The organism is Streptomyces sp. NRRL S-378 (genome assembly GCF_000720645.1).
GTDB lineage: Bacteria > Actinomycetota > Actinomycetes > Streptomycetales > Streptomycetaceae > Streptomyces.
This window is the reverse complement of the sequence record NZ_JOBX01000011.1, coordinates 159,286-179,928: the sequence shown is the minus strand read 5'-3', so window position 1 is coordinate 179,928 and position 20,643 is coordinate 159,286. Positions and strand designations below refer to the sequence as shown.

Here is a 20,643-nt window from a genome sequence, read left to right as displayed (position 1 = left end):
ATGCCGGCCCCGTCCGCCGCACGCCGACGCTACGTCACCGTCTGCGTCCTGTTCTGGCTGCCGCTGGGGCTGACGATCGCCCCCCTGATCCTGCTGCTCACCGAGCGAGGCCTGACGCCGGCGGCCGTCGCCGGCTGCTTCGCCGCCCACTCCCTCACCGTCGTCGCGCTGGAACTGCCCACCGGAGGGCTGTCCGACGCCCTCGGGCGACGCGGCGTCCTGGCGGCCGCCGGCGTCGCCAATCTGGCCGCCCTCACCCTCGTGGGCCTGGGTACCGCCCCCTGGCAGCTCGGACTCGGCATGGTGCTGATGGGGGCGGGCCGCGCCCTGTCCAGCGGGCCGGCCGAGGCCTGGTACGTCGACACCGTGCAGGCGTCGGCCGGTCCCGGCGCCGAACTGCGCACCGGCCTGGCCCGCGGCTCCTCCGCGAAGTCCGCCGCGCTCGCCAGCGGCACCCTGCTGGGCGGCGCCCTGCCCTGGCTGCTCGGACTCGGGCCGGACCTCGGCGCCCGGCTGAGCGCGGCGACCTCCGGGCTGGTGCTGCCCCTCGCCGTCCCGCTGCTGCTGGGCGCGGCGGTCGAAATCGTCTTCGTCGCCCACGCCCTGGCCGCCCTGACCGAGCCGGCCCGGCCGCCGACCACCCTGCGCCGGGTGCTCCGGGGCATCCCGGCCACCGTGTCGGGCGGGCTGCGCCTCGGCGGGCGCGACCAGCTGGTCCGGCGGGTCCTCCTCGGCGCGGCGGGCGCCGGCAGCGCGCTGTCCGTGGTCGAACTGCTCACACCCGGCCGTACGGCGGCCCTGACGGGTGCTCCGGAGTCCGGCGCGGTGCTCTTCGCCCTGCTCGCCTGTGCCGGCTTCGCGTGTTCCGCCGTCGGCAGCCATCTCGCGCCCCGAACCGCCGCGTTGGCCGGCAGCGGGGAGCGCGCCGTCCTGGTGAGCCTCTGCGCCGGAGCGGGCGGCCTGTTCCTGCTGGCCGCCACCGCGGCGTCCACCGGGGCGGGCCCGGCGGTCCTCGCGGCCGCCGGCTTCGGGCTGGTCTACCTCGGCCTCGGTGCGGCGGGCCCGAACGAGGGCGAGCTGCTGCACCGCCGTGTCGAAGGATCGGGGCGGGCCACGGCCCTGTCCGTGCAGTCCCTCGCCCTGCAACTGTCGGCAGCCCTCACCGGTGCGATCGCGGGCCTCCTCCCGCCGGGCCCGCTGCCCTGGCTGCTCGGAGGGAGTGCCCTGCTGGCGGCGGCCCTGCTGTGGTCGGGCCGCGGCGGTCGGCGGCACCCGGCGGCTCCGCCCGCCGACGACCTGCGGGCCGCACCCCGCGCCGATGTCCATTCTGTCGATAGATAAGGCACTTCGTCACTTATAGTCCCGCTATGGCTCTGCATGAGACGAAGGACGTATCCCGCCAGGACGCCGATACGGACGTGTTCGCGTCCACGTTGAGCGGCCAGATCCTCCCCAAGTACCGGATTCCGGAGGACCACTCGCCCACCGAGGTCGTCTACGAGCTCCTCCGCAACGAGCTCCTGCTCGACGGCAACGCCGCCCAGAACCTCGCGACGTTCTGCACCACCTGGTCGGACGATGGCGTGCACCGCCTGATGAACGTCTGTCTCGACAAGAACATGATCGACAAGGACGAGTACCCGCAGACCGCCGAGATCGAGTCCCGGTGCGTCAACATCCTGGCCGACCTGTGGAACGCCCCCGCCGGCACCACCGCGACCGGATGCTCCACCACGGGCTCCAGCGAGGCCGCCATGCTCGGCGGCCTCGCCCTCAAATGGCGCTGGCGCGAACGCCGCCGCGCCGCGGGGCTCCCCACCGACCGCCCGAACCTGGTCTGCGGACCGGTCCAGATCTGCTGGGACAAGTTCGCCCGCTACTTCGACGTCGAGCTGCGCCAGGTCCCGCTGGAGCCCGGTGCCACCGGCCTGCAGCCCCACCAGCTCGCCCAGTACGTCGACGAGAACACCATCGGTGTCGTCGCCATCCTCGGTGTCACCTACACCTGCGACTACGAGCCCGTCGCCGAACTCGCCGCCGAACTCGACCGGATCCAGGCCGAGCACGGCTGGGACATCCCCATCCACGTCGACGGCGCGAGCGGCGGCTTCGTCGCGCCCTTCCTCCACCCCGACGTCGTGTGGGACTTCCGGCTGCCGCGCGTCGCCTCCGTCAACACCTCCGGTCACAAGTACGGACTCGCGCCCCTCGGCGTCGGCTGGATCATCTGGCGCTCCCCCGACATGCTCCCCGACGAACTCGTCTTCAAGGTGGACTATCTGGGCGGCGACATGCCGACCTTCGCCCTCAACTTCTCCCGCCCCGGCGGTGAGATCGTCGCCCAGTACTACCTGTTCCTGCGCCTCGGCCGGGGCGGCTACACCCGGGTCCAGCAGGCCTGCGCCGACACCGCCCAGTACCTGGCGGGGCAGATCGCCGACATGGGCCCCTTCACCCTCCTGTACGACGGCAAGGGCGCCCTGCCCGCCGTCTCCTACACGCTCACCGACCCGGACGCGTCCCCCTTCACCCTCTACGACCTCTCCGACCGGCTGCGGATGCGCGGCTGGCAGGTGCCCTCGTACCCGCTTCCCGCGGACCGCGACGACACCGTCATCCAGCGCGTCCTGGTCCGCCACGGCGTGACCCGCGACCAGATCGCCCTGCTCGTCGAGGACCTGCGCCGCGCCGTGGAACACCTGACGGCCTCGCCCCCGGCCGCACCGGCCGCCGCGCCCCGGTCCGGTTTCCACCACTAGCCGCACCGGATGGACGTGGGCGGCCCCGCCGACGTGTGGGCGCAGGGTGACGCCTACGAGAGGTACATGGGCCGGTGGAGCCGCCGGGTCGCCGAGGTGTTCGCGGCCCGGCTCGGCGGCCCGGCGGGCCTGCGCTGGCTGGACATCGGCTGCGGCACCGGGGCGCTGACCGCGGCCGTCGCCGCCCGGCACCGGCCGGACGTCGTGCTGGGACTGGACCGCTCCCCGGGCTTCCTGCGCGCGGCCCGGGCCGCCGCGCCCGAACCGGCACGCTTCGCCGTGGCCGACGCCTCGGCGCTGCCGCTGCGCGACGCGGCGTTCGACGCGGCCGTCAGCGGACTGTCCCTCAACTTCCTCGACCCGCCGCGGGCGGCGGCCGAGGCCGCCCGGGTGGTCCGGCCGGGCGGCGTCGTAGCGGCCTACGTGTGGGACTACGCCGACGGCATGACGCTCCTGCGCCGCTTCTGGGACGCGGCGACCGCCCTCGACCCGGCCGCCGCCGAGCTGGACGAGGGCAGGCGGTTCGCGCTGTGCCGGCCCGGTCCGCTGCGCTCGCTCTGGAGCGGAGCGGGGCTGGTGGACGTGACCGTCGCCGCCATCGAGGTGCCCACCGTCTTCAGCGGGTTCGAGGAGCTGTGGGAGCCCTTCCTCTCCGGCCAGGGACCGGCACCCGGCTACGTCGCCGCCCTCGGCCCCGCCGCCCGCGACCGGCTGCGCACCCGGCTCGCCGCGACCCTGCCCACCGGCCCCGACGGGTCGGTCCCCCTCACCGCCCGCGCCTGGACCGTCCGGGGGAGACGGCCGTGACACCCCCGCCCCCGGCCGGCCGCACGCCATGACGCAGGTCACATCGCAGGGGTGTCACGTTCCCCGTCGGCGGCCGGTCCCATGGGTATGACCGACACCAAGAACGTACTGCTGGCCGGGGCGAGCGGAGTTCTGGGACGCCACATCGCCGTCGCGCTCACCCGCGCCGGCCACGCCGTGACCGGCCTCGGTCGCGGGTCGGGCGCCGGCGTGCGGGCCGACCTCATGGACCGCGACGGGCTGTTGCGCGCGGTGGACGGCCTGCGGATCGACACGGTGGTGCACGCCGCGACCGCGCTGCGCGACGCACCGATGAGACACCGGGACATGGACGCCACCGACGACCTGCGGCTCATCGGAACCGGGCACCTGATGGAGGCCGCCCGCGAGCTCGGCGCCCGGCGCATCATCGCCGAGTCGATGGTCTTCGGATACGGCTACCGGGACTTCGGCCGGCACGTCGTCACCGAGGCCGCGGACCCGTTCGGCCCGGCCGGCGACCGTGCGGTGGACCGCCACGTCGAGGCCATGCGGGTCAAGGAACAGCTCGTCCTGGGTACCGAGGGCATCGAGGGGATCGCCCTGCGGTTCGGCCTGTTCTACGGAGCGGGCGGCACCGAGGCGCTCGTGGAACTGCTGCGCCGGCGCAAGCTCCCGGCGGTAGCCGATCACGGTCGGGTCCTGCCCTGGGTGGACCTGGCGGACGCCGGCCGGGCCGTGGCGCTCGCCGTCGACGGCGGCCGGGCCGGGGAGGCGTACAACATCGTCGACGACACGCCGATGGGTTTCGGCGCGCACGTCAGGACGGTCGCCGAGGCGTTCGCCACCCCGAAGCCGCTGAACGCGCCCACCTGGCTGATGCGCGCCTACCCGTACGCCCACCGGATGGTCACGACCAACATGCGGGTGTCCAACGCGAAGGCGAAGGCGGAGCTGGGCTGGACCCCCGGCCGGCCCGACTGCGTCGAAGGGCTGCGCGCACTCGCCCGTGGCTGAGGTGGCCGGGGAGCGGGCCCGGCCGCCCGGAGGACGCTTCCTACCTGGCGCCGAAGTTCTGGGTCCACCACGGGCCGCCCGCGCCCTGGTGGATACCGACGCCGATGTCCTTGAAGGAGCAGTTGAGGATGTTGGCCCGGTGGCCCGGGCTCTTCATCCAGGAGTCCATGACCGACTGCGCCGTCTGCTGGCCCCTCGCGATGTTCTCGCCGTACGTCGACCAGCGGTAGCCGGCCGCCGTCGTGCGCTGCCCCGGGTCCGTGCCGTCCGGGTTGGTGTGGTCGAAGAAGCTCCGCGCGGCCATGTCGTCGGAGTGCCCCTGCGCGGCCGCCCGCAGCTGCGGGTCCTCCTTGAGGGGGCCGCAGCCGGCCGCCGCCCGCTCGGTGTTGACCAGCGCCACCACCTGGCCGGCGATGCCCGGCGGCGCGGGCGCGGGCTTGGGCGCCGAGGGGCGCGGGCTCGGCGGGGTGCTCCGGCTCTGCGTGGGGCTCGGGCTGGCCGACGGGCTCGCCGAGGCCGAGGTGGAGGCGGAGGCGGACGGGGAGGGGGACGCGGAGGGCGAGGCGGAGGCCGACTGCGAGGGGACCCCGGCGGACTCCGTCGCCGAAAGCGCGGCCAGCGGCGCCGCACCCGTGTCGTCCTTGGCGTTGCCCGAACCGGGGAGCCCGCCCAGGTACACCAGGCCACCGCCCGCGACACAGGCGGCGACCACCGCGCCGCCGACCACCCGGCGGCGGCTCTGCCGGCGCTTGCGCAGTGCCCCCCGGCCGCCCCTGCCCGTGCTCGCCACCGGAGTGAGCTGGGTCGCCGCGTCGCCGAACCCGCCGTCGGCGCTCAATCCGCCCTCGGCACCGAACCCGCCCTCGGCGCCGAATCCGCCCTCGGCGCCGAATCCGCCCTCGGCACCGTTCGCGCCGTGCGGGTGAGCGGCGCCGTCCGCGAAGGCCGCGCCGTCCGCGAAGGCCACGGGGGCGAAGCCGGCCGTCCCGGCCGTGCGCATGCCCGCCAGCAGCGCCGCCGAGACCGGGACGAGGGCCAGACCGGCCAGCAGCCCCTCCGCCGGAACCAGCCCGCTCCACAGGCCGGAACACCGTACGCATTCACGCGCGTGACGGGCTATTCGCTTGCGCCACAGCGCCGACGGCTGCCCGTTCCAGCCCGCCAGCACGCCCCGCAGCTCCCCGCACGCCGGCTGGGAGTCCAGGGCGCGCTCCACCACCCGAGCCGACTCCAGCTGCGCCTTCATCCGCTGCACCCGGACCGCCGTGTGCTGGGGGGACAGCTCCAGCGCCGAGGCCACCTCCGCCCGGGTCAGCTCCCCGGCGCACTCCAGCCACCACAGCGACAGCAGCGCCCGGTCCTCGGGCTCCAGCCAGCGTGTCGCCCGGGCCGTCTCACGCCGCTGCCCGGCCAGGTTGAGGCGTACCACGGTCAGGTCGACGAAGTCCGCGCCCGGGTCGGCCACGTCCCAGGCCGACTCCAGGGTGCTCTCGCCGAAACCGCTCTGCCGGGCCTGCCAGTGCGCCCGCACCCGGTTCATCGCGATGGCCACCAGCCAGGACCGGAACGACTCGTCCGCGCGCAGGCCGCCCAGCCCGTCCAGGGCCCGCAGCATCGTGTCCTGCACCACGTCGTCCACGTCGCAGGAGCCGTTGAGGGCCCGCCCCACGATGTTGTAGACGAGCGGGAGGTGGGCGCCGACGAGCTCGTCCTGGGCGCGGGGATCGCCCGCGCGAGCCGCTGCCACCAGCGCTGCGGTGTGCTGAGTAGTCATGTGAATGTCCCTGTCCGTACCGGCGGTCGATGATGCCCGATACATGGGAGACCGTGCAGGGGGGCCTCGATAACAGTTAATCGGAAGAATTTTCCGGAGGTCTTTCCGAGGCCGCCATCGGGGTCAATCGGGCGTCACAGCAGGGGCGCCAGCGCGCGGGCGGCGGCGTGCAGGGCGGGCGCGTAGGACTCGATCTCCTCCCGGGGGACGAGGAAGGTCACGGTGGTGACACTGACCCCGCCCACCGGCCGGCCCGACGGGCCGAGCACCGCCGCGCCGATGCAGCGGATGGTGGGCTCGTTCTCCTCGTCGTCGAGCGCGTGGCCGCGGGAGCGGACCGCCTCCAAGTGGTCGTGCAACGCCTGCGCGGTGGTGAGGGTGTTCGGCGTCCGGCGCGGCAGTCCGGTGGCGGCGACGAATTCGGCGACCTCCCCCGCGGGCAGATGGGCCAGGACCGCCTTGCCGATCGCCGTCGTGTGCAGCGGCATGCGCATCCCGATCCGGGAAGCCGTCCGGAAAGGCTGGTCGCCCTCCAGTTTGCGGATGTAGGTGATCGTCTCCCCGCTGTGCAGGGCGAGGTGGACCGTCTGGCCGGTGGTCCGCCGCAGTTCGCCGAGGACGCGCCCGATCCCGGCCGGCTCCCCGCCGTCGACCAGGGCGGACAACGCGCGCAGGCGCGGTCCCACCGCGTACCGGCTCTCGGGCTCCTGACGCACGAACCCCTGGTCCACCAGCGAGGCCAGGATGCGGAAGGTGCTCGACTTGGGTACGGCGGCGGCCGCCGCGATGTCGGTCAGCCGGTGCGGGCCGCCGGGCACCGCCACCGCCTCCAGGACCCGCAGGGACTTCTCGGCCGCCGAACCGGCGGCCGACGACCGTCCCGTGCGCACGTCCTTGGGGGGTTCCCCGGCATTCGTCGGCACGGCAACTCCCGCTGTGTGTAAGGTCTGGACCACATCGTTCCGTCAAACGGTACGCAGTTCCACTACGTGGAACAAACGGGGAGGGTTCCATGTCCACCGTGTCCCCCATGTCCGGTACATCCGGCACGCCCGCCCATCCGTACGTGGTGCTGGCCGCCCAGCGTCTCCTTCCGGTGCTGCGCAACGCCGACGCCGACGCGGCCGCCCGCGCCGTCACCCAGCTGCTCGCCGCGGGCTGCCGCGCCGTGGAGCTGACCACTTCCACCCCCGGCTGGGCCGGGGCCGTCGCCCGCACGGCCGGGCTCGCGGACGTGCACGGGCGCCGCGCCCTGATCGGCGTGGGTACGGTGACCACCGCCGCGCAGGCCGCGGCCGCCCTGGACGCGGGCGCCGCCTTCCTGGTCTCCCCGTACCCGGCGCCCGAGGTCCGCGAGGTCGCCGGGCGGCGCGGAGCCGTCTTCATCGAGGGCGGGTTCACCCCCGCGGAGATCGCCTCGGCCGTCCGGGCCGCCGGAGCGGCCAAGGTCTTCCCGGCGCACGTGGGCGGCCCGCGGTTCGTCCGCTCGCTCCGGGCCGTCCTGCCCGACGCGGTGCTCGTCCCGACCGGCGGCATCCGGCCCGACGAGGTGCCGGCCTGGATCGCCGCCGGTGCCACCGCCGTCGGCATCGGCGACGGCCTCCCCGCCGACCCGGCCGCACTCGCCGCCCTCTTCGCCGATCCGGCCGACGGCCCCGGTCGAGGCGCCCCCGGGGAGCGGGGGCCCGCGATCGAGGCCGCGGTCGAGCCCGCGGTCCAGACCGCCGCCCAGACCGCGGTCGAGACCGTCTCCCCGACGGTCCTCCAGGCAGTCGCCGCGCCGGAGCAGCGGCCGTGACCGGGCGGCCGGCCACCGCCTACGACGTCCTCGTCCTCGGCGAGGTCCTGGTCGAGATCCACGCGGGCACCGCGCTGCGCGAAGCCGCCGACGGCACCCGGGCCCGCATCTCCTACTCCGGTGACGCCCTCAACGCGGCGGCGGCCGCCGCCGCGGCCGGAGCACGGACCGCCCTGCTGGCCGTGGTCGGCGACGACGAGCTCAGCGTTCCGCTGCTGCGGCGGGCGACCGACCTCGGCGTGGACGTCTCCCACGTCCGCCGCGCCCCGCGCCCCAACGGCGCCTACCTGCTCTCCGCCGACCCCGACGGCGACCGGGAGTTCGTCTACTGGCGCACCCGCAGCGCCGGATCGACCCTCGGCCCCCGGCACGTCGGCTCCTGGCGCGACCTGCTGACCCGCTGCGGGGCGCTCGTCACCAGCGGGATCACCGGCGCCCTGACACCGGGCAGCCGGGCCGCTGTCCTGGCCGCCGCCCGCCTCGTCCACACGGCGGGCGGGCACGTGACGTACGACCCCAACTTCCGCCCCCGGCTCACCGGCCGGGCCGAGGCCCGGGACCTCCTCGCCCGGATCGCGCCGCTGACCGGACTGCTCAAGACCTCCTGCCCGGCCGACGCGCAGGCCCTCGTCGACACCGCCGACCCGCGCACGGCCGCCGCCCGTCTGCGCGCGCTCGGGGCCCGGACGGTCGCCGTCACGGCGGGGGCAGGCCGGCTCCTGCTGGACGACGGCACGCGGGCGGAGTACCACCCGGTCCCGGTGAACCCCGCACCCGTCGACGCGACGGGCGCGGGCGACTGCTTCACGGGCACCGCCACCGCCCGGATCGTCCTCGGTGACACCCTCGCGGACGCCGTGGCCCACGCAAGCGCCGCAGCCTCCCTGTCGGTGTCCGGCCGCGGCGGCACCGGGCGGGTCCCCGCCTTCAGCGAGACGGCGGCGCTGGCGGCCGCACACCGGGGAAGAGCGGCGGCGCGAGCAGGCCGGCCGCTCCGGGCCGACCCTGCGCCGCGGCCTCCGGATCGGTGACCCAGCCCGCGGCGAGGACCAGTCCGGAGGCGCGGTGGACGGCCAGGAACCCGAACGGCCGGTCGAACCGGACCTCGGCCCGCCGGGCCAGGTGGCCGGGCTGCCGTGCGGCGCCGCCGGGCCGGGCGGCGATGGCGGTGACGGCCGCCGCCTCGAAGCCCGCGGCGTGGAAGCGGGCCATGGCCGACTGCCGCGCGGAGCCGATGGCCAGCGGCTCGGCGCTGATGCCCGGGAAGTGGCCGTAGCCGTCGTCGGTCGCGGTCAGGAGTCCGAACAGTGCCGCGTCCTCCAGCAGGTCGTGCTCCGCCGACAGGGAGAAGGCCACCGTGGACACGGACAGCTGCGGCTGCGGGCTGAAGGCGTGCACCGTTGCGATCGTCAGCCCGGGGCCGGGCGTCCCGTCCACGAGGGCGTCGCCACCCGCCAGCGGGCCGGTACCGGAAACGGCGGCGATACCGGTCGCCAGTACCTCGGCGGCGGGTGCCGCAGGGCCGCCGAGGAGCAGGTGCACGTCGAGGTCGGAGTCCTCCGCGCCGGTGACCTCCAGGACGGTGACCGGCCCGGCGGGCCCCCCGGCCACCCGGACCGGGTCCAGGGAGGACGTGGTGCGCGAGAGCTGCCGCACCCCGCGGCCCGCCCAGGGGCCGTCGGACACCCGGCCCGGGAACTCCCGGAACGGCTCCTCCCACTTCAGTGTCAGCGCGAGCGCCGAGGCGAGGACGAGGCGGGTGTCCGGCAGCAGGGTGACCGGCATGCGTTCGATCAGGCCTCCGGTCCGGTCCGACGCCCAGCCGTCCAGGGTCTTCGTGTCCCCGTCCAGGTCGCCGGTCAGCGTGCCCCGGGTGCCGGGCGGGAGCTTTGCCGACCAGCCGTCCGCCAGCGGCAGGTCGGCCCTGCTCCACAGGCCGGTCGCCGCGCTGAGCCCCCGTACGCCGGCCAGTGCGGTCAGCAGGTCCCGCGCGGCCCCGGCCGCGTCCTCGGCGGGTATCCCCAGAGCCTGCGTCAGTTCCTCGCGGGCAGGCCCGCCCGCACCGTCCGCGAGCAGGGCGAGCAGCGGCCAGACCCCGGCCGCGGTGAACACCGTGCCCCGGTCGCCGGAAGCGGCCCGCGAGGCCCAGCGCGTGGTGAGGTGATTGACCGCCCGTACCGTCGCCTCGGTCGCCTCGGTCGCCTCGGTCGCCTCGGTCGTCTTCGTCGTCCGTGTCGTCTTCGTCGTCCGTGTCGTCGTCATGCGGGGGAGCGTACGTGGAAGGACGCCGCCGGGCCGGACGGATTTCCACGGCCCGGCGGCGCCGGTCAGCGGCCGCGCAGGCCCCGGTCGACGGCCGTCACCAGCTCACCGTCGGCGGTGTCCGCGTCGAGCGACCAGAACATCGCGCCGCCCAGGCCGTGTTCGCGGACGTAGCCGGTCTTGGCGCGCAGCACCTGCGGATCGTCGTAGGTCCACAGGGTGGTGCCGTCGAAGAGCCAGGCGTGCCCGCCGCGCCGGTCGCGGTGGATCTGGTACGCACCGGAGTCGGCCAGCTTCTTGAGTGCCTTGTAGTCCTCGTACCCGGCGGCCCAGGTGGCCGGGGCCGGGCCGGTGGCGGGCTGTCCCAGACCGTCCCCGCCGCCGGTGACGCCGGTCCAGCCCTGCCCGTAGAACGGCATGCCCATCACGAGCTTGTGGGCGGGCGCGCCGCGTCGCTTCCAGGCCTCCACGGTGCCGTGGACGCTGAAGTCGCCGCGGGCGTACAGGGCGGACTGCTGTGCGGTCCTCGGTTCGCCGGAGACGTGGAAGTCGTAGCCCTGGAGGTTGACGAAGTCCAGGTCGCGCATGATGCGGCGGACGTCGAAGCCCGCGTCGATCTTGGCGGGTGCCGTCGGGACGAAGGCGGTCAGCTCGTACTTGGTTCCCCGCTTCTGGGTGTGGGCGTACGCGTCGAGCTGGGTGCGGAACTCCTTGACGAGTTCGGTGAAGTTGCGCTTGTCCTCGGGCCGGTACACGGTGTCCGTGTCGCCCGCCGAGCCTGGCCACTCCCAGTCGAGGTCGATGCCGTCGAAGACGCCCGCTGCGGCTCCGGCGCCGCCGCGGGTGCCGTCCTGGGGGAGGTCGCCCTTGATGTACAGGTCGATGCAGGAGGCCACGAAGGCCTTGCGGGAGGCGGGGGTGAGCGCGGCATCGGAGAAGTGGGTGGACCAGCTCCAGCCGCCCAGCGAGATCAGCACCTTGAGGCCGGGGTGCTTGGCCTTGAGCTCCTTCAGTTGGTTGAAGTTGCCGGCGAGGGGCTGGTCCCAGGTGTCGGCGACCCCGTCGACGGAGTTCGCGGCGTCGAGCGGGCGGGCGTAGTCGGCCCAGGCGTCGGCCTCGCCGGGAATGTTCCCGGTGAAGCACTTGCCCTCGGCGCTGACGTTGCCGAAGGCGTAGTTGATGTGGGTGAGCTTGCCGGCGGAGCCGTTCGCCTCGAGGTCCTGGACCTGGAAGTCCCGGCTGTAGACGCCCCATTGGGTGAAGTAGCCGACCTTCTTGTACGAGCGGCCGGCGCCGCTGTCCGTGACGCCCGAGCCGGCGGCGGGGGCGAAGGCGGTCAGCAGGGAGAGGGAACAGGCGGCTACGGCCAGTCTGCCGAGCATGCTGCGGCGCATGGGCTTCCTTTGCGGATGCGAGGAGTGGGCGTGAGCGCGTGCGGCGGTGCATGCCGGAAACTATTGGTCTGGACCATCCGGGTCAAGGGGGCGGCCGAAACTCGGCCGGGACCCCGTGACCCCGGGCCGCCAAGCCCCCGGGACCCCGTGACCCCGGGCCCCCAAGCCCCCGGGACCCCGTGACCCCGGGCGGTACGGCCCGGGGACCCCGTGACCGCGGGCGGTGCGGCCCGGGGTCGACCTGCCTTCGGGTGACGGTCAGCCGGTGCATCCGGGGACCGCGCCGGCCGGGCTGCAGTTGTTCGGCCGGTTGTCGCGAACGACGTCGCCGTTCAGGGTCAGGACGCCGGACGCCTTGAAGATGCCGCCTCCGTCGCCCGCCCGGTTGTGGGTGATGGTGTTCCCCTCCAGCGTGGTGGTGCCCAGCCCTGCGGGCCCTCCGGCGTGGTAGAGGCCGCCGCCCTGGGCGGTGCCGCCCTTCGCCGTGGCCGTGTTCCGCAGGACCTTGTTGCGGACGGCCGTCAGGGTGCCCCCGTCGGGGTTGTCGAGGCCGCCGCCCTGGGCCGTACCGTTCGGCGCGTCGACGCTGTTCCCGGTGATGCGGCTGTCGGTCACGTCGAGCGTGCCGAAGGGGCCCGCACGGACACCGCCACCGCGGGCGGTGCCGTCCTCGGCCACCGCCCGGTTGCCGCTGATCTCCACTCGGCGCACGGTCATCAGGCCGTTGTTCGCGATGCCGCCGCCCTGGGCGACACCGTGCGGAGCGTCCGATGTGTTGTGGCTGATGGTGCCGCCCGTCACGGTCAGCCGGCCGGGCACCGGAATGCCGTTGGAAACGGCGGCACGCGCGAACCCGCCCGGGGCGAAGGAACGGTTCTTGCTGATGATCGTGTGCGGTCCAATGCGCGCGGACGCGCACGAGGACGTGCGAACGGTCCAAGGCGTGCGGACGCGCACGAGGACGTGCGAACGGTCCAAGGCGTGCGGACGCGCACGAGGACGCGCGAACGGGCCAAGGCGTGCGGACGCGCGAACGGGCCAAGGAACGAGGACGCGCGCTCGGACCCCGGCCCGGGGCCACCGCCACCGCGGGTGGGAGCCGCAGGTCCGTGCCCCGCTAGTGTGTGCGAGTGACGCTCACCGACGACCGACAGTTCCCCGCCGCGCTCGCTGCCGCGATGGCGGTCCCCTTCGACTACGCGGACGGCGACGGGGTCGACTTCGAGCCCTTCGAGGCCTTCCTGTCCGCCGAGGACACCGACGACTGGTTCAGGGCGTGGACCGGGAACAACGAGCTCGACGGCGACGCCTTCCGCGTCTTCGGCCAGGACGGCTCCGGCGGGTACGCGGCGTTCTGGCTGGTGCGCCCCGGCCGCCCGGAGGCCGAACAGCCCGTGGTCTTCCTCGGGTCCGAGGGAGAGACGGGCGTCGTGGCGCGCGATCTGTGCGACTTCCTGTGGCTGCTCGCCGACGGTTGCGGCCCGTACGAGGCGGCCGCGCCGTACGGGGCCGACCGGACCTCGCGCCCGGACGAGGCCCTGACGGCCGTCGCGGTCCGCTTCGCACCGGACGCGCGGAGCACGGCCGCCGCCGTGGTCGAGCGGGCGGCCGAGGAGTTCCCCGGCTTCGACGACATGATCACGGAACTCTGCCGCTGATCCCGTTCGGCGGCGCGCCGGTAATTCACTGGATCACCCGGCCCGGCCGTGCCATGGTGGTCCCACCGAAGGGGTGTAGCTCAGCTGGTCAGAGCACCGGTCTCCAAAACCGTAGGCCGCAGGTTCGAATCCTGCCGCCCCTGCCGCGAGGGAAACGAGCCGAACGGCTCTCCTCCTGGACAACGGCATGAGCCCCGCCGATGGTTCGGCGGGGCTCTGCTGCGTTCAAGATCGCCGGCTGGCCCGAGCGTCTGAAGGCCCCCCGGGCCGTCTCAGGCCAGCGCGTCACGACGAACCCAGGCGCGGCCGTCGGCGCGCGCTGTGACGACCCCGGCGAGGACACGAGCCGTCACGTCCTGGCCGTCCGCGTCCAGTTCCGCCTCCGGCTGCTCCGGGCAGTGGTGGTGGTCCGGCCGAGCCGACTGCACAGCGCCGCGTACAGGAGGTGCGGGGGAGGGGGCTCGGGGCGGGGGTGGCTTCTGCGGGCCGGCGGCGGCGCACGCGGCGGTCATGGCGGGCGAGCGACGTCCGGTCTGCGCCGCAGGCCGGGGTTTCAGGCGGCGAACGGGTTGGCGTGCCCGGGCAACTGCTGCCCGGGGCGCAGGAACCGCTGGCTGCCCTGTTCGTCGCGCACCGCGAGGAACCCGGCGTCCGTCAGCCGCTGTGTGATCTTCCTGCGGCGGATCGCGCCCACCTTGAACGCCGCGGTGAAGAGCAGCGCGACCGCCCCGCCGGAGGCGACCGCTTCGATCGGTGACCTGTCGATGAGCAGGATGACGGTCAGGACCGCGCAGGCGAGGTAGCCCTTCACTTTCTGGCTCCGGTCGACGATGTACAGGGCCATGACGTCGAAGGTGATGAGGTCCTTCAGCACGGCGACGGCACCGACCGCTTCGGGGAGGGGCTTCAGCGAGCCCGCCTCCAGCCCGGGCACTGCCCCGCCGCCCCCCGCCTGCGGAGGGGCGGTGATGGTGGCAGCCTCGCGGGCACGCGCGTCGGGCCGCGGGTCCCGGTACATCCGGACCTGGACGAGCGAGTTCTTGAAGCCGGTCCTGTACGCCATGCCGTACATGTATCCGTACTGCTCCGCCACCTGTGCCAGGGCGGCCGCCTTCGACGTGGAGCCCTGGGGAGCGATCTCGACGATGTCCTGCTGACGGGCGATCTGCTGGAGCAGCCCCGCTATGTGACGTTCCCTCGACACCCTGTTGCCCGCCCTCCGGGACCCCGCGCGTGGGGCCGACCCGCACACAGCCTAGGTGTATTGACCCGCAGGGTTGTTCCTACGGGCGATCAGCGGGTGCCCCCGATCGGAACGCGCGCGGTTCCACGGGCCGTGAACCGGGAGACGGCGACCGCGCGTGCGGCCTCCCGCGTCGTACCGGACGATCGGCACCGGCACGGTCGTCCGGCTGAGATCCCTTCGCCACCCTGCTGGAACCCGCCCGTTCCCAGCGGTGTCGTGCCGAGCCGGAGGGGCTGTTCGTGCGTGCCGAGCCGTGCGGGCTGCGGATCTCCACCAGCCGACCGCGGTTGCCGAAGAGGGCCAAGGCAGGGCGACCGCCCGTCTGGCCTCGGCGGCAGCTGATCGACGGCATACGGTTCGGGGTCCGGACCGGTCTTCCGTGGAGAGATGTGCCCGTCGAGTATGGACCGTGAACCGGGTCTACGACCTGTTTCGCCGGTGGCAGCGCAACGGCACGTGGCTTCGGATCCACACCCCTGCTCCAGCCTCTGGCCGATGCGCAGGGTGCGATCACGTGGGACCTGAGCGTCGACTCCACGGTTTGCCGCGCCCATCAGGCGTCCGGGATGGAGTGCTTCAGTTGTCCGGCGGGCCACCTGCGGCGTTCAGTCACAACAGGGTGTTGTGACTGAACGCCGCAGGTGGCCGGTCTGGCCGAGTAGGCGCTCACAGCCCCAGCCCCCAGGGTTCAGCGGCCTACGGTGCTCCAGTCAGCGGGCGCAGGCGGCACCGTACGGCCTGCGGCGTGTTCGCCAAGGCGCCGGGTCAGTTCCGGCAGATCGTAGGCCGGGAAGCTGACCTGCAGGAGACGCAGGCCGAAGTCCGACGGCTGGTTCCCGTGGAACATCGCGGCGTCCATCGGCTTGACGTTCACGTCCCAAGCATCAGGGGCTGCCCAGTGCGTCATCCGCGCGTAGAAGGCGTCTCGTGGTCCGGCGTTCGCTACGGCCGATAGGAAGGCGAGCCCGCTGTCGACCGGGAAGTCGATGAGCATCCAGCCGCGGCGGGACTCCACCCACTCCGCCATATGCGGCAACTTCACCGGCCAGTCCGCGTTGCTCTCAGCCAGGTCCTGACAGCAGGTGAACGTGTCCATGCCGCACTCCCAGATCGCCTGGATCGCCGGTGCGAGCTGTTCGTCGATCTGGGCGTGGAGATCACCGACCCGGACGAGCACGGTGGGATGCGTTCCTTCGTATGACGTCATCGCAGGAGCATAGAAGCGGAGCGCGACATCACCGCAGGCGGAGTCTTGGGGGGGCAGGTCGTCGACAATGAGCGCGCACTCCGGATGGTCGCGCACCCGTACGCACCCGGGTCGGGCGGGTGCGACCCTGGAAGGGTGAGGGCGCTCATCGAGGGAGGTTGTGGTGCGGCCCGTCCGGAGCGGGGCGATCAGCTTCGGGCTGGTCAGCCTGCCGGTGGGTCTCTCACGGCGACCGACAGCCACACGGTCCGGTTCCACGAGGTGGAGCGCGGGACCTGCGACCGGATCCGCAACCGGAGGGTGAACGAGCGCACCGGGGAGGAGGCCGGGCCCTGCGACATCGTCAAGGGCTACGACGCCGACGGCGAGTACGTCCTGGTGGAGCCCAAGGAACTCGACGAGACAGCCCCGGGCCGCTCCCAGGCCTTGGAGATCGCCGGGTTCGTCGACCTGGACGAGGTCGGCCCGATCTTCTTCGACAGGACCTACCACCTCGGCCCGCGCGGCAAGGGGTACGAGAAGGTCCACAGCCTTCTGGAGCAGGCACTCGCCAGGACCGGCAAGGCGGGCATCGCGACGTTCGTGATGCGCCAGCACGAGTACCTGGCCGCGGTGAAGTCCGAGGACGGTCTGCTGACCCTGCACCCCCTCCACAAGACGACGCCCGCCAAGAAGCGCGTCCGCTCGACGCCGAAGGAGGACCTCGGCGGCCTGTCGGAGGCGGACCTGTACAAGAAGGCAGTCGCCGCGAGCGTGCCGGGGCCGCTCCCACATGACCCGCGGCGACCTCGTCAAGGCCCTGCCGGCGGCAGGAGAGGCGGCATGAGCACCAAGGACGGGCCCCCGGGATGAGCCTGCGGCCGCCGGTGGAGCCGATGCTCGCGCAGGCCGTGGAGGCGGTGCCCGGCCCCGGCGTGCTGGGCGAGCTCGCCTTCGAGCAGAAATTCGACGGCTACCGGGCGATTCTGTTCACCCCCGCCCGGGCGGGGGAGCGGCTGGTGCTGCAGACCCGGCGCGGGCGGCACGTCCAGGACCGCTTCCCCGACCTCGTCGCCGCCGCCGAGCAGCTGCCGGACGGCCTGGTCCTCGACGGCGAACTCCTCACCTGGGACCCGGCCGAGGGCCGGCTGTCCTTCGAGGGCCTGCAGCGCCGTACCGCCGCCCGCGGCCCCACCGCGCGGCGCCTCGCCGCGGCCCTGCCCGCCTGCTTCGTCGCCTTCGACGTCCTGCAGCAGGACGGCACCGAGCTGCTGCACCACCCCTACCGGCAGCGCCGCCTCCGGCTGGAAGCCCTCTTCACCACCGGCCGGCTGGCCGCTCCCTGGACGCTGTGCCCCATGACCACGGACCTGCTCAAGGCCGAGCAGTGGCTGGAATCCTGGACGGACGTACCCGGCCTCGAAGGCATCGTGGTCAAGGCCATGAACCAGGCCTACCGCCCCGGGCACCGGGGCTGGTACAAACTCCGCCGCCGGGACACCACCGAAGCGATCATCGGCGCGATCACCGGCACGCTGATCCGCCCCCAGCTCCTCCTGCTGGGCCGCCGCGACCCCTGCGGCATCCTCCGCCCCACCGGCCGCACCGCACCCCTGCGACCCGAAGCCGCCCGCCTGGTCGCGGAGAGCCTCGCCGCCGCGGGCCCGACGCACCCCTGGACGGGCATGCGCTTCGCCTCGTCCTGGGCCGGCCACGAGACGCTGGACGTGACCCTGGTCCACCCCGACCTCGTCGCGGAGATCAGTGCAGACACCGCCATCGACCGAGGCGGCGTCCACCGCCACCCGGTGCGCTTCAAACGGCTCCGCCTGGACATGAGCGCCGAGGAAGCGCCCCTCTTCACCGCAGCCGAAAAGGGCCGCCGGCGCACTTCCTGAAACGGCCGCCACCGCGCCCACCGCCGACGGCTCATGCGGTCCCCGGCGCCACGAGGGGTCCGTGCCCGTCCAGGCAGACAGTGACCGCGTCCACGTTCCTGGTCACCCTGTCCGTGCGTACTCTCCGTTCTGCCCGTCTACACCGGCACCGACCGGCGCCTCTGGCGTTCGGGGTGGAAAAATGACACGCTCGAAGGGTTGCCAGCCTGGTCCGGCGAGAAACCCCGCGCTACCGAGTGCTCTCCTGGTCGTCGATGGGAGAGTGCGGGTGGTCTCGCTCGGCTGTGCGCGGCCCCGTATGCCGCGCGCATGACGGCCTTCTCCGCGCCGAACACGGGGAGCCGACCGTAATGGGCTCCGATCCCGCAAAGGGGCGGTCACACCATGCACCCCATCCTGGATCTCGGCCTTGCCGTGCGTCCCGGCAGGACGGTCCTGACCGTCACCGGTGAACTCGACATGGACAGCTCGCCGCGCCTCACCGAAGCCGTCGACCCCCTCGACCTGGGCCGGACCCTGACCCTGGACCTGTCGGCCGTGACGTTCATCGACTCCTGCGGCCTCAGTACGCTGCTCGCCCTCCGCCACCGCGTCCGCCTCCTGGGCGGAACGCTGGAACTGAACGGTCTGCCCGATCAGGCCCTGCGACTGCTGGACCTCACCGGCACCCGTCCCCTGTTCACTCTCCGCGCCGGACCCTAGGAGTGTCTCGCGCATCGTGTCGCAGCCGGCCTGCGGTCACGATCGTGTCCCAAGGTCCATGCGCCGTGGTCCGTTCAGCGAAGCCTTGGATCTTCGTTTCGTGACTTTCGGAGCCGGCCGGGCGGCCCGTACGGTCACCGTGATCAGATCCGTTCGTGTTCCGGGAGGCAGGGTGCAGGCGCCCCAGGTGACGGTCAGGGCCGAGGCCGACGGTGTGCGGGTGGTCGTCTGCTGCGGCGAGTTCGACCTGGACACCACAGGACTGCTGGTCGATGCCTGCGACGTCAGGCCGGTGCCGGCCAGCCTCCTGGTCGTCGACGTGCGGCAGGTGGCGTTCGGCGACTCCAGCTTCCTCAACGCCCTGATCCGGCTGCGCAACACCCGCCCCATGGCCCTCCTGGGCCCGCTCCCGAACCAGCTGCACAGGATGATGCAGATGACGGGCGCGCTGCCCCTGTTCGAGATCCGCGACACCACCGAGCACGCCGGATGAACAGCCGGGGGGCGCAGGGCCGGAATCTCTTGCTGCGTCTGGGGCAGCCGAGGAGTATGAGCCCTCGAACCGGCATACCTGGACTGCCGACCGGGATGACGTGTGCGCAGGCGAGGAAGACCGCCGGGCGCGTCCTGGCAGGGCAGGACACGCCGCCGGACCTGGTCTCCGACGTGCTGACGGTCGTGAGCGAGCTCGTCTCCAACGCCGTGCGGCATGCAGGAGGCGTCACCGGCTTCCAGGTCACCGTCCGGGCCGGCCAGGTCGTCGTCGAGGTGTCCGACCGCTCGGCTCTCCTGCCGCACCTTCGTCCGGCTTCCCCGCACACACCCGGCGGCTTCGGATGGCGGGTGGTGAAGACCCTCGCCCCCAGCACCTTCGTCCGCTCCCACCGCCACGGCAAAACCATCATCGCCACCCTCCCCGCCCACCACGGCACCCGGCCCGCCCCCTGACCACACCGCCGACCGTGGGCCCAGCTCTCCGCCCTGCCCCGCTGTCCCCTCGGCCGGAGGAAGTGGGCAGGTGGTGGGCAGGTGGGGCAGGTGGGCCCGCCGTACCGAAGCACTCGCGGGGGTCCACGCCGACGGGCGCGTCGACGCTCTGCTCCTCGAACGCCGCGCGGGGCCGGGACGGCATCCTGCGCCGGCCCCTACAACCAGCCGTTGCGGCGGAAAGCGCGATAGAGGGCGCCCGAGGCCAGGGCCATGAGGGCCACGGCCAGGGGGTAGCCGTAGGTCCAGCCGAGTTCCGGCATGTGCTCGAAGTTCATCCCGTACACGCCGGCGACCATCGTGGGGATCGCGAAGATCGCCGCCCATGCGGATATGCGCCGCATGTCGTCGTTCTGCCAGGTGCCCACGCGGGCCTGCTGCGCTCCGAGGACGGTGTCCAGGAGCTCGTCCAGGGTCCGGACCTCGATGTCGGTGCGGTGCAGATGATCGGCGACGTCACGGATGTACGGAGCGATCTTCGGCAGGTCGTCCTTTTCGCCGTGGCCGCCCACCAGTCCCTGGAAGACCGGGACGAGCGGCTGCACCGCATCCCGGAACTCGCGGACCTCCCGCTTGAGGGAGTAGATGCGCTGAGTGTGGTCGACGCGGGAAGTGGAGAACACCTCGTCCTCCAGCCGGTCGAGCGTGGCGCGCACCTTTCGGGCCGCGTCGCCGTACGCGTCGACGGCCACGTCCAGCACGGCGTGCAGCACGGCCCAGGGGCCCAGGCGCAGCATCCGCGGATCGGCGTCCAGCCGGCGGGCGGCCTCGGCGCACGGGTCGATCGGGCCGTGGCTGACGGTGAGGACACTGCGCGGGCCCACGAAGACCATGACGTCACCGGTCTCCACCGCCGTGTCCTCCTCGACGTACCGGAGGGGCTTCAGCGCCACGGCCAGGACGTCGCCGAAGCGCTCGCGCTTGGGGCGCTGTCGTCCGTGGAGTGCGTCCTCGACGGCGAGTGGGTGCAGACCCAGTTCCTCGGCCAGCTGGAGAAGTTCACCCTCGGAGGGGTCCTGCAGCCGGACCCAGGCGAACCTGCCGTCGCCCATGTCCCGCAACCGCTTGAGTGCCGCGCGACAGGTGTCGTCCGGCAGCTCGCATTTCACATGCTCCGACCGGCCGGAGTCCTGCTCGTAGATGACGCATTCCATCCCGTGCGCATGCTTCAGCATT

The 20,643-nt window shown here is 73.4% G+C and carries 21 protein-coding genes, 1 tRNA gene and 1 pseudogene; 14 read left to right on the top strand and 9 right to left on the bottom strand.

Annotation, left to right across the window (positions count from 1 at the left end; all coding sequences use genetic code 11):
* From IH80_RS0110855 to IH80_RS0110840, 4 genes are all read left to right on the top strand, one after another.
* Entirely contained in the window at nt 1-1,341 is a 1,341-nt protein-coding gene (locus IH80_RS0110855) for a hypothetical protein (RefSeq protein ID WP_051809104.1), read from the top strand.
* 26 nt (nt 1,342-1,367) lie between these two features.
* Nucleotides 1,368-2,759, top strand: a complete 1,392-nt coding sequence (locus tag IH80_RS0110850) for a glutamate decarboxylase (protein ID WP_030959605.1) — start codon at nt 1,368-1,370, stop codon at nt 2,757-2,759.
* Between the two features lie 9 nt (nt 2,760-2,768).
* Nucleotides 2,769-3,566 (top strand): class I SAM-dependent methyltransferase, encoded by a 798-nt coding sequence (locus IH80_RS0110845; RefSeq protein WP_030959603.1) that lies wholly within the window; start codon nt 2,769-2,771, stop codon nt 3,564-3,566.
* 87 nt (nt 3,567-3,653) lie between these two features.
* On the top strand, nt 3,654-4,562 hold the full coding sequence (locus IH80_RS0110840) for an NAD-dependent epimerase/dehydratase family protein (RefSeq protein ID WP_030959602.1): 909 nt from the start codon (nt 3,654-3,656) through the stop codon (nt 4,560-4,562).
* A gap of 40 nt (nt 4,563-4,602) precedes the next feature.
* Here the strand turns inward: IH80_RS0110840 and IH80_RS0110835 are convergent, their stop codons facing one another.
* Complete coding sequence (locus IH80_RS0110835; RefSeq protein WP_030959601.1) at nt 4,603-6,336, bottom strand: sigma-70 family RNA polymerase sigma factor; 1,734 nt, start codon at nt 6,334-6,336, stop codon at nt 4,603-4,605.
* Between the two features lie 134 nt (nt 6,337-6,470).
* Nucleotides 6,471-7,259: an IclR family transcriptional regulator gene (locus IH80_RS0110830; protein WP_158943383.1), complete on the bottom strand. Its 789-nt coding sequence runs from the start codon at nt 7,257-7,259 to the stop codon at nt 6,471-6,473.
* 107 nt (nt 7,260-7,366) lie between these two features.
* Here IH80_RS0110830 and IH80_RS0110825 point away from each other — a divergent pair, with 107 nt between their 5' ends.
* Both IH80_RS0110825 and IH80_RS0110820 read left to right on the top strand, forming a co-directional pair.
* Entirely contained in the window at nt 7,367-8,134 is a 768-nt protein-coding gene (locus tag IH80_RS0110825) for a bifunctional 4-hydroxy-2-oxoglutarate aldolase/2-dehydro-3-deoxy-phosphogluconate aldolase (RefSeq protein ID WP_078906440.1), read from the top strand.
* Nucleotides 8,131-9,165: a PfkB family carbohydrate kinase gene (locus tag IH80_RS0110820; RefSeq protein WP_063757274.1), complete on the top strand. Its 1,035-nt coding sequence runs from the start codon at nt 8,131-8,133 to the stop codon at nt 9,163-9,165. Before IH80_RS0110825 ends, IH80_RS0110820 begins: the two co-directional genes overlap by 4 nt.
* Here IH80_RS0110820 and IH80_RS0110815 read toward each other — a convergent pair.
* From IH80_RS0110815 to IH80_RS40730, 3 genes are all read right to left on the bottom strand, one after another.
* A complete protein-coding gene (locus tag IH80_RS0110815) occupies nt 9,062-10,396 on the bottom strand; it encodes a serpin family protein (RefSeq protein ID WP_063757273.1) in 1,335 nt (444 codons plus the stop codon). The genes IH80_RS0110820 and IH80_RS0110815 overlap by 104 nt on opposite strands.
* A 65-nt stretch (nt 10,397-10,461) precedes the next feature.
* The gene (locus IH80_RS0110810; protein WP_030959592.1) at nt 10,462-11,790 is read right to left on the bottom strand and encodes a glycoside hydrolase family 18 protein; all 1,329 of its coding nucleotides are present in this window, start codon (nt 11,788-11,790) and stop codon (nt 10,462-10,464) included.
* A 258-nt stretch (nt 11,791-12,048) separates the two neighbouring features.
* Nucleotides 12,049-12,747 (bottom strand): hypothetical protein, encoded by a 699-nt coding sequence (locus IH80_RS40730; RefSeq protein ID WP_158943381.1) that lies wholly within the window; start codon nt 12,745-12,747, stop codon nt 12,049-12,051.
* Nucleotides 12,748-12,920: 173 nt separating this feature from the next.
* Here IH80_RS40730 and IH80_RS0110800 point away from each other — a divergent pair, with 173 nt between their 5' ends.
* Entirely contained in the window at nt 12,921-13,448 is a 528-nt protein-coding gene (locus IH80_RS0110800; RefSeq protein WP_030959588.1) for a hypothetical protein, read from the top strand.
* Between the two features lie 69 nt (nt 13,449-13,517).
* Nucleotides 13,518-13,591: transfer RNA gene (locus IH80_RS0110795), tRNA-Trp, on the top strand.
* A gap of 129 nt (nt 13,592-13,720) precedes the next feature.
* Here the strand turns inward: IH80_RS0110795 and IH80_RS44650 are convergent.
* Both IH80_RS44650 and IH80_RS0110785 read right to left on the bottom strand, forming a co-directional pair.
* Nucleotides 13,721-13,876 carry a hypothetical protein gene (locus IH80_RS44650; RefSeq protein ID WP_158943379.1) on the bottom strand — a complete coding sequence of 52 codons (156 nt, stop codon included), beginning with the start codon at nt 13,874-13,876 and terminating at the stop codon, nt 13,721-13,723.
* A gap of 125 nt (nt 13,877-14,001) precedes the next feature.
* The gene (locus IH80_RS0110785; RefSeq protein WP_030959587.1) at nt 14,002-14,652 is read right to left on the bottom strand and encodes a hypothetical protein; all 651 of its coding nucleotides are present in this window, start codon (nt 14,650-14,652) and stop codon (nt 14,002-14,004) included.
* A gap of 302 nt (nt 14,653-14,954) precedes the next feature.
* Between IH80_RS0110785 and IH80_RS47345 the strand changes: the two are divergent.
* A pseudogene (locus IH80_RS47345) lies at nt 14,955-15,251 on the top strand (transposase); the annotation flags it as partial.
* Nucleotides 15,252-15,382: 131 nt separating this feature from the next.
* Here IH80_RS47345 and IH80_RS0110780 read toward each other — a convergent pair.
* Nucleotides 15,383-15,901 carry a hypothetical protein gene (locus tag IH80_RS0110780; protein ID WP_158943377.1) on the bottom strand — a complete coding sequence of 173 codons (519 nt, stop codon included), beginning with the start codon at nt 15,899-15,901 and terminating at the stop codon, nt 15,383-15,385.
* An 84-nt stretch (nt 15,902-15,985) separates the two neighbouring features.
* On the opposite strand from IH80_RS0110780, the gene IH80_RS39140 reads away from it, so the two are divergent.
* The 5 genes from IH80_RS39140 to IH80_RS0110755 all read left to right on the top strand — a co-directional run bounded on the left by IH80_RS39140 (nt 15,986) and on the right by IH80_RS0110755 (nt 19,428).
* Nucleotides 15,986-16,753, top strand: a complete 768-nt coding sequence (locus tag IH80_RS39140) for a Ku protein (RefSeq protein ID WP_234432196.1) — start codon at nt 15,986-15,988, stop codon at nt 16,751-16,753.
* Nucleotides 16,750-17,778 (top strand): ATP-dependent DNA ligase, encoded by a 1,029-nt coding sequence (locus IH80_RS0110770; RefSeq protein ID WP_030959585.1) that lies wholly within the window; start codon nt 16,750-16,752, stop codon nt 17,776-17,778. Before IH80_RS39140 ends, IH80_RS0110770 begins: the two co-directional genes overlap by 4 nt.
* 384 nt (nt 17,779-18,162) lie before the next feature.
* Nucleotides 18,163-18,480, top strand: coding sequence for an STAS domain-containing protein (locus IH80_RS0110765; RefSeq protein ID WP_051809068.1), 318 nt, complete (start codon nt 18,163-18,165; stop codon nt 18,478-18,480).
* Nucleotides 18,481-18,652: 172 nt separating this feature from the next.
* A complete protein-coding gene (locus IH80_RS39135; protein WP_037879473.1) occupies nt 18,653-18,973 on the top strand; it encodes an STAS domain-containing protein in 321 nt (106 codons plus the stop codon).
* Nucleotides 18,974-19,029: 56 nt separating this feature from the next.
* The gene (locus IH80_RS0110755) at nt 19,030-19,428 is read left to right on the top strand and encodes an ATP-binding protein (protein ID WP_234432195.1); all 399 of its coding nucleotides are present in this window, start codon (nt 19,030-19,032) and stop codon (nt 19,426-19,428) included.
* Between the two features lie 197 nt (nt 19,429-19,625).
* Here the strand turns inward: IH80_RS0110755 and IH80_RS0110750 are convergent, their stop codons facing one another.
* Nucleotides 19,626-20,576 carry a magnesium and cobalt transport protein CorA gene (locus IH80_RS0110750; RefSeq protein ID WP_420708772.1) on the bottom strand — a complete coding sequence of 317 codons (951 nt, stop codon included), beginning with the start codon at nt 20,574-20,576 and terminating at the stop codon, nt 19,626-19,628.
* Nucleotides 20,577-20,643 lie beyond the last annotated feature (67 nt).